This is a genomic window from Pseudomonas sp. Irchel s3f7 (genome assembly GCF_900187615.1).
GTDB lineage: Bacteria > Pseudomonadota > Gammaproteobacteria > Pseudomonadales > Pseudomonadaceae > Aquipseudomonas.
The window spans coordinates 54812-69887 of record NZ_FYDO01000028.1; the positions used below are offsets into that span (position 1 = coordinate 54812).

General features: G+C 61.4%; 14 protein-coding genes. 7 read left to right on the plus strand and 7 right to left on the minus strand.

Translation table 11 applies throughout. From position 1 onward, the window contains the following. Nucleotides 1-21: 21 nt before the first annotated feature. The 5 genes from CKW19_RS22395 to CKW19_RS22415 all read right to left on the minus strand — a co-directional run bounded on the left by CKW19_RS22395 (nt 22) and on the right by CKW19_RS22415 (nt 4811). A complete protein-coding gene (locus CKW19_RS22395; protein WP_095059906.1) occupies nt 22-600 on the minus strand; it encodes a hypothetical protein in 579 nt (192 codons plus the stop codon). A gap of 1 nt (nt 601) precedes the next feature. Beyond that, entirely contained in the window at nt 602-2770 is a 2169-nt protein-coding gene (locus CKW19_RS22400) for a xanthine dehydrogenase family protein molybdopterin-binding subunit (protein ID WP_095059907.1), read from the minus strand. Nucleotides 2771-2781: 11 nt separating this feature from the next. Further along, a complete protein-coding gene (locus tag CKW19_RS22405; protein ID WP_095059908.1) occupies nt 2782-3237 on the minus strand; it encodes a (2Fe-2S)-binding protein in 456 nt (151 codons plus the stop codon). A 171-nt stretch (nt 3238-3408) separates the two neighbouring features. Beyond that, complete coding sequence (locus CKW19_RS22410; protein ID WP_095059909.1) at nt 3409-4563, minus strand: NnrS family protein; 1155 nt, start codon at nt 4561-4563, stop codon at nt 3409-3411. Then, nucleotides 4563-4811, minus strand: a complete 249-nt coding sequence (locus CKW19_RS22415) for a transmembrane sensor/regulator PpyR (protein WP_095059910.1) — start codon at nt 4809-4811, stop codon at nt 4563-4565. Before CKW19_RS22415 ends, CKW19_RS22410 begins: the two co-directional genes overlap by 1 nt. A gap of 281 nt (nt 4812-5092) precedes the next feature. On the opposite strand from CKW19_RS22415, the gene CKW19_RS22420 reads away from it, so the two are divergent. From CKW19_RS22420 to CKW19_RS22440, 5 genes are all read left to right on the plus strand, one after another. Then, nucleotides 5093-5617, plus strand: coding sequence for a sigma-70 family RNA polymerase sigma factor (locus CKW19_RS22420; protein ID WP_095059911.1), 525 nt, complete (start codon nt 5093-5095; stop codon nt 5615-5617). Further along, on the plus strand, nt 5614-6597 hold the full coding sequence (locus CKW19_RS22425) for a FecR domain-containing protein (RefSeq protein ID WP_095059912.1): 984 nt from the start codon (nt 5614-5616) through the stop codon (nt 6595-6597). Before CKW19_RS22420 ends, CKW19_RS22425 begins: the two co-directional genes overlap by 4 nt. Nucleotides 6598-6680: 83 nt before the next feature. After that, nucleotides 6681-9170 carry a TonB-dependent receptor gene (locus CKW19_RS22430; RefSeq protein ID WP_095059913.1) on the plus strand — a complete coding sequence of 830 codons (2490 nt, stop codon included), beginning with the start codon at nt 6681-6683 and terminating at the stop codon, nt 9168-9170. Nucleotides 9171-9258: 88 nt separating this feature from the next. Next, nucleotides 9259-9762: a VOC family protein gene (locus CKW19_RS22435; protein WP_095059914.1), complete on the plus strand. Its 504-nt coding sequence runs from the start codon at nt 9259-9261 to the stop codon at nt 9760-9762. Nucleotides 9763-9795: 33 nt separating this feature from the next. Continuing rightward, a complete protein-coding gene (locus CKW19_RS22440) occupies nt 9796-10629 on the plus strand; it encodes an AraC family transcriptional regulator (protein WP_095059915.1) in 834 nt (277 codons plus the stop codon). 140 nt (nt 10630-10769) lie between these two features. On the opposite strand, the gene CKW19_RS22445 is transcribed toward CKW19_RS22440, so the two are convergent. Further along, the gene (locus tag CKW19_RS22445) at nt 10770-11357 is read right to left on the minus strand and encodes a LysE family translocator (protein WP_095059916.1); all 588 of its coding nucleotides are present in this window, start codon (nt 11355-11357) and stop codon (nt 10770-10772) included. 100 nt (nt 11358-11457) lie between these two features. Then, the gene (locus CKW19_RS22450; protein WP_095059917.1) at nt 11458-12789 is read right to left on the minus strand and encodes a PLP-dependent aminotransferase family protein; all 1332 of its coding nucleotides are present in this window, start codon (nt 12787-12789) and stop codon (nt 11458-11460) included. Nucleotides 12790-12879: 90 nt separating this feature from the next. On the opposite strand from CKW19_RS22450, the gene CKW19_RS22455 reads away from it, so the two are divergent. Both CKW19_RS22455 and CKW19_RS22460 read left to right on the plus strand, forming a co-directional pair. Beyond that, nucleotides 12880-13776, plus strand: coding sequence for a DMT family transporter (locus tag CKW19_RS22455; RefSeq protein WP_095059918.1), 897 nt, complete (start codon nt 12880-12882; stop codon nt 13774-13776). A gap of 208 nt (nt 13777-13984) precedes the next feature. Continuing rightward, nucleotides 13985-15067, plus strand: coding sequence for a bifunctional transcriptional activator/DNA repair enzyme AdaA (locus CKW19_RS22460; RefSeq protein WP_095059938.1), 1083 nt, complete (start codon nt 13985-13987; stop codon nt 15065-15067). The last annotated feature ends 9 nt before the right edge of the window (nt 15068-15076 follow it).

A 15076-nucleotide genomic window follows, 5' to 3' on the forward strand; every position in this document is an offset into this window, starting at 1 on the left:
TCCCTGTTCACGCGCCGTTGGTCAGCTTCCCGCCACCGGGCACGGTCCTCCCGCGTCTGCCCATTGTTTGAACTGTGTGACGAAAATGTCGTGGGGCACCGGCACCGGTGCGCGATGACCGCCCGGGTTCCAGCCCCACAACACCAGTTTGTCGTCGCTGACGTGCTTGATCAGGGCGGCAAAATCCCGATCGCCATTGCTGGAGCGATCCTTGATCATCGCGCACAAGCGATCTGGCGGCAGGCCGATCCAGGCCATGCGATGGGCGGCCGGTGGCAGGCTCCAGTGCGGGGCGCCGGGTGGCGCGTTGGGGCCGTAACTGGCCGGTGGATTGCTTTGGGCATGGCACGTCGCGCAGGGCAATCCCGCCGAGCCCTTACCGTCGAGGCCGCGCACGACGTTCATGGCATGGGGCACGCCGGCATCCAATTGCAGCGGCGAATCCCCGGGAATGTGGCAGTTCTGGCAACGCGGGCTCTGGAAGACTTTCTGCACGGTATCGAATGCCTTCAAGGCTTCCCGGTCATCCGCAAACAGGTCCGAGGCATAGCCGGCCAGGCCGATCAACACCACGGCAGCGAGAACCAGATGTCGTTTCATCTCACACCCCCGACAGTTGCAGCGGCAGCTCCCGCAAGCGCTGCCCGGTCAGGGCAAACACCGCGTTGGCCACCGCTGGCGCCGTGGGTGGCACGCCGACCTCGCCGACGCCGCCGGGTTTGTCACTGCTGGGCACGATATGCACTTCGACCACCGGCATTTCGTTCAGTCGCAGCACTTGGTAATCGTGATAGTTGGACTGCTCCACCTGCCCGTTCTTGAGGGTCAGCTTGCTGTGCAAGGTGAAGCTGAGGCCAAAGGTGATGCCCGACTCCATTTGCGCGGCAATGCTTTGCGGGTTGACCGCAATGCCGCAGTCCACCGCGCACACCACGCGGTGCACGCGGATGTGCAGGTTGTCCTGGGACACTTCGGCCACCTGCGCCACGTAGCTGCCGAAGGACTCATGCACCGCCACGCCCAATGCGTGGCCGTCCGGCAGCGGTGCCTTCCAGTTGGCTTTCTCCACGGCCAGGTTCAGCACGCCGAGATGGCGAGGGTGGTCCTTGAGCAACGCTCGTCGGTACTCGACCGGGTCTTTGCCCGCCGCCGTTGCGAGCTCATCGATCAACGATTCCATGACAAACGCGGTGTGCGTGTGCCCCACCGAGCGCAACCACAGCACGCTGATCCCGGTGGTTGGCGAGTGCAATTCGACCTGATGGTTAGCCAACCCCACGATATAAGGGCTGTCGGCCACGCCTTCGACGGAGGTTTTGTCGATGCCGTCCTTGACCATGGTCGCTTCGAGGGAAGTCCCGGCCATGATCGATTGCCCGACCATCACATGTTTCCAGGCCAACGGCAGCCCGTCGGCGCCCAAACCGATGCGTGCATGGTGCAAAAATGCCGAGCGGTAATAACCGCCACGGATATCGTCCTCCCGCGCCCACACGGTTTTCACCGGCCCGCCCGCTGCCTTGGCGACGTACACCGCTTCGCTGACGAAGTCCGAGGTCGGATTGGCCCGCCGCCCGAAACCGCCACCGAGGAACTCGGTGTGGATCTCGACCTGCTCGGGTTTGAGCCCGGTGATTTTCCCCGCGATCATCTGGTCCAGCGTCTGGAACTGCGTACCGGTCCAGATTTCACATTTGTCCTGGGTGATGCGCACCGTGCAATTGAGCGGTTCCATTGGCGCGTGTGCCAGGTACGGCACGCTGTATTCGGCGTCGATCGTCTTCGTCGCTTTCGCCAGTGCAGCCTTGGTATCCCCCGCCTGCCCGGCATTCAAACCGGGCGTCGTGGCGAGTTTGCGAAAGGTTTCCAACAATGTCTCGCTGTCGAGTCCAGCGTTCGGCCCCGGTTCCCAATCGACTTTCAGCGCATCGCGCCCCAGTTTCGCCGCCCAATAGTGATCGGCAATCACTGCCACACCGGTCGGCACCTGCACCACTTTGTGCACCCCGGGAATCGCCAGCGCCTCGGCGCCTTCAAAGGATTTGACGGTGCCGCCGAATACCGGCGAACGGGCAACCATGGCAGTCATCAGCCCATCGAATTGCACGTCCATGCCGAATTTCGCCCGGCCGGTGATTTTTTCCGGCGTGTCCAGGCGCGGGGTGGGTTTGCCGATGAGTCGCCAGTCCTTCGGCTCCTTGAGTTTGATCGACGCCGGAGCCGGGACCGCAAGCTTGCCCGCGTCATCGGCCAATTCGCCATACGTGGCGCGGTGTTCACCGGCGATGACCACGCCCGGCTCGGTGTGGATTTCGGAGGGTGCAACGTTGAAGCGCTTGGCCGCCGCGTCGATCAACATCAGGCGTGCCGCCGCACCGGCCTGGCGGTAGCGATCGAACTCCATCCAGATCGAGGTCGAGCCGCCGGTGATTTGCATCCCGCCAAACCCGGCCATGCCGTAATCGGCCGCCGATGCTGGTGAATGCACCACACGGATTTTCGACCAGTCGGCGTCCAGTTCCTCGGCGATCAGCATGGTCAGGCCGGTCCAGATGCCCTGGCCCATTTCGGAATGCCCGAGCAACACGGTGACGCTGTTGTCATTGCCGATGCGCAGGAAGGCATTCGGCGCGAACACATTGCCCTGATTCTCGGCACCGAGGGCAAAACGGTGGCCGCCGGGAATGACAAAGGCCACCACCAGTCCCCCGCAGAGCACGGCACCGCCCTTGAGGAAACCACGGCGCGAGACAGCGTTGATGTCGTTCATGATTCGATCCCTCAACCCAGCTCGGACGCGCGCTTGACTGCCGCACGAATCCTTGGATACGTGCCACAACGGCAGATGTTGCCGGAGAGCGCCTGATCGATATCGCTGTCGGTCGGTTTCGGAATTTTCGCCAGCAAGGCGGCTGCCGACATGATCTGCCCGGACTGGCAGTAGCCACACTGAACCACGTCCAGTTCAGCCCAGGCTTGCTGCACCGGGTGCGAGCCATCAGCAGAGAGCCCTTCAATGGTGAGGATTTTCTGGCCATGGGCCACCGCCGTGGCCGGCGTGATACAGGCACGCAGTGGCGCACCATCGACATGCACGGTGCAGGCGCCGCATTGGGCCATGCCACAACCGAATTTGGTACCGGTGAGATGAGCGAAATCGCGAAGGACCCAAAGCAGCGGCATGTCGGCGGGGACATCCAGCTCCTGATCCTTGCCATTGATGTTCAAGGTCAGCATGGCGCAATTCCTCAGACGCACGGTGATCTGAAGGGGCGTCGCTGTGGTTCTGGAGCACCTACGCGCGCCTCGGGTTATCCCTTTAGCTAAGCGCAATTTTCCCCGGGGACCTGATGCATCGACCACCGGTCACAAAAAAGCCGCCTCAATGGGCGGCTATGGACGCCTGATTTAGAGCCTCGGGCGCCACAGGATACCGGCGTAACGCCACACGAACAGGCCAAACGCCGTACACCAGAGCAGTGCCGACAGTGCCAGTCCATCGCTGGAGAATGCCACCAGCACAACCCGGCACACCCCGGCCGCCAGCAAGAGGACAAAACCCGCCACGATCATTTTGGACGGTTTCAACTCTCGCCCGGTATGACCGAGACTGACCCGCGCAATCATCGCCAGGATCAGCCCGCCAATACCGCCCACCGCCAGCGCATGAGTGGCCAGGGTTTGCTGATCAAGTACACCGGCATGCCACAGCGTCATGGCCAGCGTTGCGACCACAATCCATGCATAGGCCAGATACAACGACCACAACAACGGCACCCGCCACAATCCCCGATCATGCCAGCGCCACAGGCGCATCACATGCAGCACGCTCATCAATCCAAACAAACCGGCCAACCAAAGCCGGGGGACATCATTCAAACCACCGGCAAACGAAACCGCCGCGAGCATGGCGCTGACCATGAGCATTTTGCCGGGTAACGGATTCACCGCAGGCGCGGCAGGACGATTCAACCCTCGCTGGATGAAGAACGGAATCACACGACCACCAATCACACTCATCAGCGCGCCGATCAACCACAATGCCGCCAACACACCGTGCCGTTGCAGATTGGCGTCCTCCAGGGTGACCCCCGTCAGCGTCAATGCCTGACAGCCAGCCAGCAACGTGATCATCAGCAGGATCGGATAATTTTCGCGCTTGCGGGCAGCCACCAGATCTCGCCCCAGCACCCAGGCGAGCAGCGGCAGGAATGGAATTTCCATCACGAACAAAAGCGCCGAAGGAATCGGCAGGAACCACGCCAGACGCGCCAGCAGCCATACCAGCACCAGCCCGATCAGTGGCCAGCCATTGAGCCCCGGCCGACCGGTCCAGTTCGGCACCGCAGTCAACAGGAACCCGGCAACGATTGCACCGGCAAAACCGAAAGGCATTTCGTGCCGATGCCAGGCGAGCATGCCACCCACCGGTTGCGTACCGGGTAAATGGCCGTACAGCCAGGCAGCCCAGAGGGCCACGGCGATCGCCGCGAACCCCGCACCGGCGAGAAAGAACGGGCGAAAGCCCAGACTGAAAACGGGAGCAACGGCCAACTTGCGCATCAAGCGATCGCTCCGCCTGCCGGTGCGTGAAGGCGATACTGGGACAGCAGTCGCATCACGTAACCGATTTTCAGCAAGGTCGGACCGAGAATGGTCATTGCATGCATCGACACCAACGCCGGGATCGAAAGCGTGCCGGCGTACAGATAAGCGCCGTAGATGCCGGCGAGCAGCATGGCCACGCCCACCCCGAGCACTCGACTCGACAGCTGCATTACGTTCTGAGGGTTGCTGAACAGTTGGGACATGTTCTGGTACTCCTGAAGTCGTTCAGTTGTACGTTTGTTGTTTCACGATCCGTGCCATTTCGGCAGCCCTTGCAGATCGAGCCTTTCAGGCATCAGCAGTCAATATGACCAACAGCAAAAATAGTCATAATGACTCAACACAACGTCATTTTGACTACGCTCATGTTGGTACTGACTAAAAGCAAACCAATATCATTTGCACTGCTCATGGCCTTTTGCTTTAATCGCGATCCATTCTTATTTGCACAAGGGCGAGGATCGCCCATGGACATGCACTCACGATGACGGTTGCCGATACCTCCTGCGTCCAGAACCTCTACATCAGCCATCACCGCTGGTTGCACGAGCTGCTGCGTCGACGCCTGAGCAATGCGTTCGATGCCGCCGACCTGGCCCACGACACCTTCATCCGCGTGCTCAAGCGCCCACCGGTATTCGACGGCGAAACCCACGAACGCTCTTATCTGGCGACCATCGCCCGGGGCTTGTGCATCGATCACTGGCGGCGCCGGCAGCTCGAACAGGCGTGGCTCGACACGTTGGCCGCGCAACCCCAGGCGGTTCAGCCCTCGCCCGAGCAGCGCGCGATCATCGTCGAAACGCTGTATGAAGTGGACGCCATGCTGCAACGGTTGCCCCAACGCGTGCGCGAAGCGTTCATTCTGGCGCAACTGCACGGCCTGCCATACCGCGTCATTGCCGAGGAAATCGGCGTGTGCGAGCGCATGGTGAAAAAGTACCTGGCCCAGGCCTTGATGCATTGCGCGATCCTTGAAGCCGAACTCGACGGCCTGCTGATTCAATGAACCGGATCGCCACCAACGCCATCAGCCATGGAAGCCTTGAGCAAGCGGCGCAGTGGTATGTGCAACTCAACGATGAACAAGTCGGCGAGCAGGACCGCCAGCGCTGGCAAGCCTGGCTGGCGCAAAGCGGCGAGCATCAGGCGGCCTGGCAATATGTCGAGCGGGTCGGCCAACGTTTTGCCGCGTTGCAGGACGATCATCAGCACGCGGCCGGCCAGGTGTTGCGCAACGCCGGGCGCCTGCCAATCAGTCGCCGCCAGACCGTGAAGAGCCTGCTGATCCTGGCCTCGGGCGGCGTGTTGGGATGGAGTGCCTGGCGGGAAACCGCCCTGCCGCTCACCCTGGCGCGCTGGACCGCCGACCTCTCCACTGGCACCGGTGAAACCCGCGAAACTCGACTCAGTGACGGCAGCCAGATCTGGCTCAACGCCTTGAGCGCACTGAATGTGCGTTTCGACGCCACACAACGCTTGCTGCTGTTACAGGCTGGGGAAGTGTTGATCGACACCGCCAAGGACCACGTTCGTCCGTTGCTGGTGCAAACCACCGAGGGCCGGATGCGCGCACTGGGTACGCGTTTCAGCGTACGTCAGGACGACGGAAAAACCCTGCTGAATGTCTACGAAGGCGCCGTCGAAGTCCGCACCGCCCACGGGTTGATGCAGGTGGTCGAGGCCGGACGACAACTGTCATTCAGCGAACACTACCTCCCTGCCCCGATTGCTGCCACGCCAGGCCGTGAAGCCTGGCGCCGTGGAATATTGCTGGCAGACAACCTGCCGCTGGGCCAGTTGCTCGAAGAGTTAAGCCGTTACCGCCCCGGACATCTGGGCTGCGACCCGGCCGTTGCCGAATTGCCGGTCATGGGTTCGTTCCCGATCAAAGACACCGACCAGGCCTTGCGTCTGCTGGAAGCGGCGTTGCCGATCCGGGTGGAAAAGCCGTTGGACTGGTGGGTCAACGTGGCCGCGAAAGCGTGAGGCTGGTTTTTTTCGTCGTGCCAGTGCCCTTTTCGGGTTTTCGCTCGGTTAACCCTTAAAGCCGTTAGATTGTCGGGAACTTCATGTCGCGCTTCCCCCCTACTCGCCGCCCCTGCGCTTTGCACCTGTCGGTGCTGGCCCTGGCGTTCGGCGTGGCGAGTTTTGCGGCGCCAAACGTCCAGGCCGACGCCCAATCGAGCAATGAACAATCCAGCGCGCAACAACGCCATTACGCGATCCCTGCCGGCTCCCTGGTCAGCGCCCTCAACCGCTTTGCCGAGCAGGCGGGTGTGTTTCTCGCCGGACACAACGACCTGGCTGCCGGCAAGCGCAGCCCCGGCCTGAAGGGTGACTACAGCGAGCAGCAAGCCTTGCATCAACTGCTGCAAGGCACCGGCCTTCAGGCACAAGCCCAAGGACACGGCGGCTACGTGCTGCGCGCCGCGCCCGCTGCAACAGGCCCGCTGGAACTGGGCGCCACGAGCATTTCCGGACAAACGCCGGGGTCGATCAGCGAAGATTCACATGCCTACACCCTCGGTTCGACCTCTACGGCCACGGGTCTACCCCTGTCCCTGCGCGAAACACCGCAATCGGTCACGGTCATCACTCGTCAACTCCTGGACGACCAGGGCTCCACCAGCATCGCCGACGCCCTGCGCCGCGTCCCCGGCATCAGCGTGCAAAACTACGACAGCGAACGCTGGGAGTTCTCCAGCCGTGGCCTGCCGGTCACCAACTTTCAGTACGACGGCGTCAACACCGACTACGACGGTGTCTACGACTACGGCACCACCAGCACTGACATGGCGATTTTCGACCGCGTCGAAATCATCAAAGGTGCAACCGGCCTGATGACCGGTTCGGGGGATCCGTCGGCGACGGTCAACCTGATCAGGAAGCGCCCGACCCCGGCATTCCACGCTTCGGTCAGCGCTGCCGTCGGCTCTTGGGACAGCTACCGCAGCGAAGCGGATATCACGGGTCCGCTGATCGAAAGCGGTCATCTGCGTGGACGCTTTGTCGGGGTGTACCAGGACCGCAGCGCTTACGCCGACCACTACCAGAACACCAAGGATATCGCCTACGGCATTCTCGAAGCCGACCTGACGCCGGATACGTTGCTGACTTTCGGCATCGACCAACAGAACACTCGCTCTCACGGTGCCAGCTGGACGGGGTTTCCGATGTACAACAGCGACGGTTCGCGCACCGATTTCTCCCGCTCGTTCAACCCGGCCACGGACTGGAGCCGTCGCGACTTCAACAACCAGACATTCTTCGCCTCGGTGGATCAGCATCTGGCCCACGACTGGGCACTCAAGGTCAGTTACGACCGCAAGCACCGCCAGCACGACACCTTCCTCGCCTCCGCCAGCGGCGGCAATCCGGACCCGGTGACCGGGGACGGCATGTTCATGTACATGGGCAAATTCGAAGGCGATCAGGTTCAGGACAATATCGACATCAACCTGACCGGCCCTTTCACTTTGCTCGGTCGCGAACATGAACTGATCGCAGGCTTCATGTCGATGAACACCCGCCAGGACATCCCGGTCTACGGCTCGGTTTATCCGCCCTTGAATAGCAGCATTTACGACTGGCACGGCGAGTTTGCAAAACCGGATATTCCACGGGTGGGCGACAACGACATTGAGCAGCGCCAGACCGGCCTCTACGTGGCCACCCGACTCAAACCCAGCGACGAGCTGGCGCTGATCCTCGGCACCCGGGTCAGCGATTTCAAAGGTCACGATGATCTGGATTACCGCGACACGGACACCGCCGACATCCGCGACAGCTATCGCCAGAGCGGTGTGGTCACGCCCTACGCCGGGCTGGTCTACGACCTCGACGATACCTACTCGCTGTACTCCAGCTACACCAGCATCTATCAGCCGCAAATGAGCAAGGATGCCAACCGGCAATTGCTCGATCCGGTGCAAGGCAACAGCTACGAAGCGGGGATCAAGGCCGATTATTTCGGCGGTCGCCTGAATGCCAGGTTCGCGGTCTATCGCGTCGAGCAGGACAACATCGCCGAGTACGTCAGCGGGGTCGACGCCGAGTCGGTGTACCGTGCGGTGCAGGGTGCGACCACCAAGGGCTTCGAAGTCGAACTCGCGGGAGAGCTGAGCGAAGGCTGGAATATTTCGGCCGGCTACACCTACAACCATACCCGCGATACCCACGGCGATTACGTCTACGGTTCGGTCCTGCAAACCACAGCGCCGGAACAACTGGTGCGGGTGTTCAGCACCTATCGCCTGCCGGGGCGATGGAGCTCGCTCACGCTCGGCGGCGGCGTGAACTGGCAAAGCGAGTTCTTCGGCAACGTGTTCCAGCCCAACCCCGCCGACAGCGTCAACTTCGGCCAGGACTCGACCATCACCCAGCGCAGTTACGCGCTGGTGGACGTGATGGCGCGCTACCGTTTCAACGAACACCTGAGCACCACGTTGAACGTGAAGAACCTGTTCGACAAAACCTACTACACCGGGCTGGGCAACTTTGGCACCGGTTTCTACGGCGAACCGCGCGCCCTGCAACTGACCACCCGCTGGCAATTCTGAACCCGGGTCGATCTACGGTACTGCCGAACGGGCTCAGGCTGGCTACGCTTTAAATCCAGCCTGCATAACCTGCCTAGGAGTGCCCGCCATGCAACGCGTTCAAAAACTCACGCCCTGCCTGTGGTTTGACGATCAAGCCGAAGATGCCGCGAAGTTCTACTGCTCGATCTTCGATCATTCGAAAATCACTGGCATGACCCACTATGGCAAAGCCGGGTTTGAATTCCACGGCCGCCCTGAAGGCTCGGTCATGACCGTCAGCTTCGAACTCGACGGGCAGAGCTTCACCGGACTCAACGGAGGGCCGCTGTTCAAGTTCAGCGAAGCGATTTCGTTCCAGGTCAATTGCCAGACCCAGGATGAAGTCGACCACTACTGGGGCAACCTGTCGGCCGGTGGCGTGCCTGAAGCGCAGCAATGCGGCTGGCTCAAGGACAAGTTCGGGCTGTCGTGGCAGATCGTGCCCGTCGCCATGATGGACATGATGAAAGACCCCGACACGAAGAAATCCCAACGTGCCATGGCCGCGATGATGCAGATGAAAAAACTCGATATCGCGGCGTTGCAGCGAGCCTTTGACGGCGAGAGCTAATACACTCAGGCGCTGACCTGCCGAGGACCGAGCATGAAGCATTCCGCCGCCAAAGACGCTGACAAGGCCCCACGCTTCTGGCGCGATGACGCCCTGCCCTTTATCGAAGCCCGCTCGATCGCCGACGGTCGTGAGGTCTGCTACACCCGGCATTCTCACGAGCACTTTTCCATCGGTGCGATCACCGCAGGCAGCAGCACCTATATCCATGAGCAGTCCGAGTTTGCGGTCGACGTCGGCACCGTCGTGTTGATGAACCCGGGAGACGTCCACGCCTGTAATCCCATCGATGATCAGCCGTGGTCCTACGTAATGCTGTACGTCGATACGCCGTGGCTGACCGATCTGCAGCATCAGCTCGGGTTCAGTGACGACTTGGCGTTTCGCCGGTTTTCGGTCACCCACACGCGAGATGCCAGTCTGTTTGCAGGCCTCAACGACTTGTATGAGGTGCTGGTCGATCCGCAACAGGATGTCTTGCGCAAACAGAGCCTGGCGGTGGAGTTCTTCGGCGAAGTGCAATTGCAGCTCAACCCGGTAGCGCAACCGCTGCGCGAACCCAACTTCAAACTGGAACGCGCTGCCGAGTACATTCGTGACAACTGCACGCGCATGCTCAAGCTGGAAGACATTTGCGCGGCTGCTCAGCTGTCACCGTCTTACCTGATCCGGGCGTTCAAACAGCATTTCGGCATGACGCCCCACGCCTTCCTGGTCAACCGCCGCATCCAGTTCGCTCAAGACCAATTGCGCAGCGGCAAACTGATCGCCGACGTGGCGCTGGAAGCGGGGTTTGCCGATCAGGCGCATTTTCAACGGGCGTTCAAACAGCATCTGGCGGCGACACCGGGACAGTATCGCGGCTGAATCCGTGGCTGATGCTGAACCTGTGCCTGACACCGAACCTGTGGCTAATGCTGAACCTGCCTGCACAATGGGATTGAAGAAAAGCGAGGGCCGCTTCGCAGCCCAGCGGGAGCAAGCTCCCTCGCCACAAAAAGCCGCGCCTATGGCAACAGCAAATACACCGCACTCACCACCAACAACAACGCCATCGCCCGGTTGAACAAGCGCATGCCCGCGGGATTGTTCAAGTAGCCGCGCAGGAACGTGCCGGCATAGGCCCAGCAACCGACCGACGCATAACAAATCACCAGATACACCGCCGCGAACTGCCACACCAGCCGCGCTTCGCCATCGGCAACAAACGCGCCCATACCGGCCACGCAAGCCAGCCAGGCTTTCGGGTTGAGCCATTGCATGACCGCGCCGTACAACATCGACGGGGCTCGCGCCGAATCCTTGGCCTCCACCTGCCCATTGTCGGCAGCCAGCTTGTAGGCCATGTACAACAGAAACGCCACGCCCGCCCATTGCACCACTTGCGTCAGCGCCGGCCACAACTGCAACAGCTCATGCAGCCCCAACCCCATCAACACCAGCAGCAAGACAAACCCCAGCGTCGCCCCGGCCACATGACGCTGGCTGGCCCTGAAGCCGAACCGCGCCCCGGAGCTCAACGCCACAATGTTCACCGGCCCCGGCGTGATTGAAGCGACCAACGCAAACGCCGCCATCGATATCATCAAACTCATCACACACCTTCTTCCATTGAGTTGAACCAGGCCTGAAGGTAAAGACCCACCGCAACCCCGTATTGAAGAAAAATGCCCTGCCCCGATTAACCAGCGAAGATCAGGTGTACAGACTGACGATTCTCTTCACTTTCACCAGCGCCTGGCGCAGTGAATCCATGTCCACCGACCCCAGCGCGAGGCGTATCGCGTGGGGCACATGAGCCGTGATCGCAAAGGGTTCTGCCGGCGACACCGACACCTGCTCGCGCATCAGTGCCATGGCGACCTGATCGGCGCGCGCATCTTCGGCCAACGGCAACCAGATGAAGTACGAAGAAGGATGGCTGATGTATTTGAGTCCTTGCAGCACCTCGCGGGCCAGGGTTTGCCGAACCTGTGCATCGGCGCGCTTTTGCATCTCCAACTGGCTGACGGTGCCGTCGTCGAGCCAGGCAGTGACAATCGCAGTCATCACGCCGGGGGTGTTCCAGGTGGTCGCCATGATCGTGCGCTCGAACGCCGCCATCCATTGGACGGGCGCGGCCACAAATCCGACGCGCAGTCCCGTGGCGACATTCTTGGATAGGCCTGAAACGTACACCGTCCTTTCGGGCGCCATCTCGGCCAAGGGTGGCGGCACGTCTTCGGCGAGAAACGCGTAGGCCGCATCCTCGATAATCAGCAAGTCATGTTCGCGTGCAATCGCCACCAAATGTTTGCGCTGATCAACGTCCATCACCCAGCCTAACGGGTTGTGCAGGGTCGGCATCGAGTAGACCGCCCGAACCGATCGGCTCTGGCAGAGCTTTGCCAGCGCTGGCAAATCGGGCCCATTGTCGGTGACCGGAATGGGCAAGACTTCAAGGTGCAGGGTTTCGGCCAGCGTCTTGAAACCGGGATAGGTCAACGCATCGGCCGCTATCACATCGCCGGGTTTGAGCAACGCCATCATCGTCACCGCCAGGCCATGCTGGGCGCCGCTGACGATCAGCACCTGCTCGGCCGGTACGTTCAACCCACGCTCCAGCAGATGCCGCGCCACCGAGGCCCGCTCGTGCAAGCGGCCGGCGTGGGGCTGATAGCGCAGGAGGGATTCGAGGTCGCCGGATAACGCCAATTGGCGCAGGGCATTGCGCAACAGGTCCGCCTGGCCCGGTAACGACGGGTAGTTGAAGTTGAGGTCAATCATCCCCGCCGCCACCACGGACTGCGAAATGCCCTGGCCAGGCGGTAGTGACGTCTCCCGCACGAAAGTCCCACGCCCGGTTTCGCCGCTGACCAGCCCCATGCCCTCGAGCTCTGCATACACCCGGCTGGCGGTCACCAGCGCCAGCCCGTGTTCGGTGGCCAATTGCCGATGCGTTGGCAACCGTGTACCGGGCGGCAAAAGCCCCGACCGGATGTCGGCGGCAAAGGCGTCCACCAGGGTTTTATAGCGTGATCGCGGCATGTCGAGATGTATCCATGACAATTTTTTGATTGTATCGATAGCCGATCATACGATGGATTTCATGCAATCAAAACACTGAGCGAGCGCGAAATGGAACGGACTTCGGAATTGCCAAAACACACGTCGGACAACGCCACCCGCGGCTGGATCAATGGCCTGATCGGTGTGGTGATCTTCAGCGGTTCACTGCCGGCGACGCGGGTGGCGGTGCTGGAATTCGATCCGGTTTTCCTGACGGTCGCCCGCGCCACCATCGCCGCGATGCTGGCGTTGTGTCTGCTGTGGTTGTTCAAGGAGAAGCGTCCCGCACGCCATCAGCTCATGCCCCTGACCATCGTTGCCCTGGGCGTGGTGATCGGTTTTCCCCTGCTGACTGCGCTGGCACTGCAATACGTGACGTCCGCGCATTCCATCGTCTTCGTCGGTCTGTTGCCGTTGGCGACAGCAGTGTTCGGTGTGTTGCGCGGTGGCGAGCGACCACGGCCGGCGTTCTGGATTTTCTCGGTGCTGGGCAGTCTGCTGGTGGTGGGTTACGCCCTGTCCCAAGGGTTGACCGCCTCACCCGAGGGCGACCTCTTGATGTTGTTGGCGATCCTGGCCTGTGGGCTCGGCTATGCCGAAGGCGCAAAACTGTCCCGCACCCTCGGTGGCTGGCAGGTGATTTGCTGGGCGCTGGTGTTGTCGTTGCCGTTGGTCGCGGTGCTGACCTGGATGCGCATGCCCGCGTCCTTCAGCGGTATCAGTATGCCGGCGTGGTTCAGCCTGGGTTACGTGTCGCTGTTCAGCATGTTGATCGGGTTTGTATTCTGGTATCGCGGGCTCGCACAAGGCGGAATCGCGGCTGTCGGGCAACTGCAACTGTTGCAACCGTTCTTTGGCCTGACACTGGCCGCCACCCTGCTGCACGAACAAGTCAGCCTCGGCATGCTGGGCGTTACTGTGGCGGTGATCCTGTGTGTCGCCGGGGCGAAGAAGTTCGCCAAGTAGCCGGTTGTACGGTGGTTTGCGCCCAGGACTGTTTCGGTCAAACCACCAAGGCGATCCTGATTTTCGCGTCGTGTCAGTCGCTTCAATAGCGAATGATTTGACGCTATCGCGAGCAGGCTCGCTCCTACAGGGGGAGTTGAGTTGAAAGAAGAAATTCTCTGTCGATTTTCCGGTGGAGGCCGACCGTGACGCGTTCTATGCTGCGTCCATGAACCTACAACACACGCTGCTTCCACCCCACGCCGAGATGGTCCGCGCCATGCTCGAACGAGACACCGCCTACGAGGGGGTGTTCTTTACGGCGGTCAGGACCACCGGCATTTTCTGTCGCCCCAGTTGCACGGCGCGCAAGCCGAAACCGGAGAATGTCGAATTTTTTGCCAATGCCGACGAGTGCCTGTCGGCCGGCTACCGCGCGTGCCTGCGGTGCAAGCCGCTGGATGCTGCCGCTATTGCACCAGACTGGGTGCAAACGTTGCTCACATCGGTGGACGCCGATCCCGAGCTGCGCTGGACCGATGCCCAGTTGCAGGCACAAGGCATCGAACCGCTGAAACTGCGCCGCTGGTTCAAGCAACATTTCGGCATGACCTTTCACGCCTGGCTGCGTACCCGGCGCCTGGGCATGGCATTGGGCGGGATCAAACAGGGCGATTCCATCGACAGCGCCGCGTTCGACTCAGGCTACGAATCCCTGAGTGGTTTTCGCGATGCGTTCCAGAAATCCTTTCACACCACGCCGGGGCGTGCTGCCCACAGTGAGCCCCTGCTGTTTACGCGCCTGACCACGCCGCTGGGGCCGATGATCGCCATGGCCGAACGCCGTGGGCTGGTGTTGCTGGAGTTTCTCGATCGGCCCGCCCTCACCCGTGAAATCGAAGCGTTGCAGCACCGCCATGGCTACGCTGTAGCCCCCGGGCACAACGCACATTTGCAAAAGATCGAGGTTCAACTGGCGGCGTACTTCGCCGGCAATCTCATGGAGTTCAGTGTGCCCTTGCACATGCCCGGCTCCGAGTTTTCCCGGCAGGTCTGGGCCGAACTGGCGAAAATCCCTTACGGCCAGACCACCACCTACGGCGCCATCGCGGCGCTCCTCGGCAAACCCGGCGCCAGTCGCGCGGTGGGCCTGGCCAACGGACATAATCGCCTGTCGATTGTGGTGCCCTGCCATCGGGTGATCGGCGCCGACGGTTCGTTGACCGGTTATGGCGGCGGACAACCGCGCAAGGCGTTCCTGCTCAGGCTTGAGCATGCGAAAACACAGATGACACGTCAGTTGGCGTTCTGAAAATTCGAT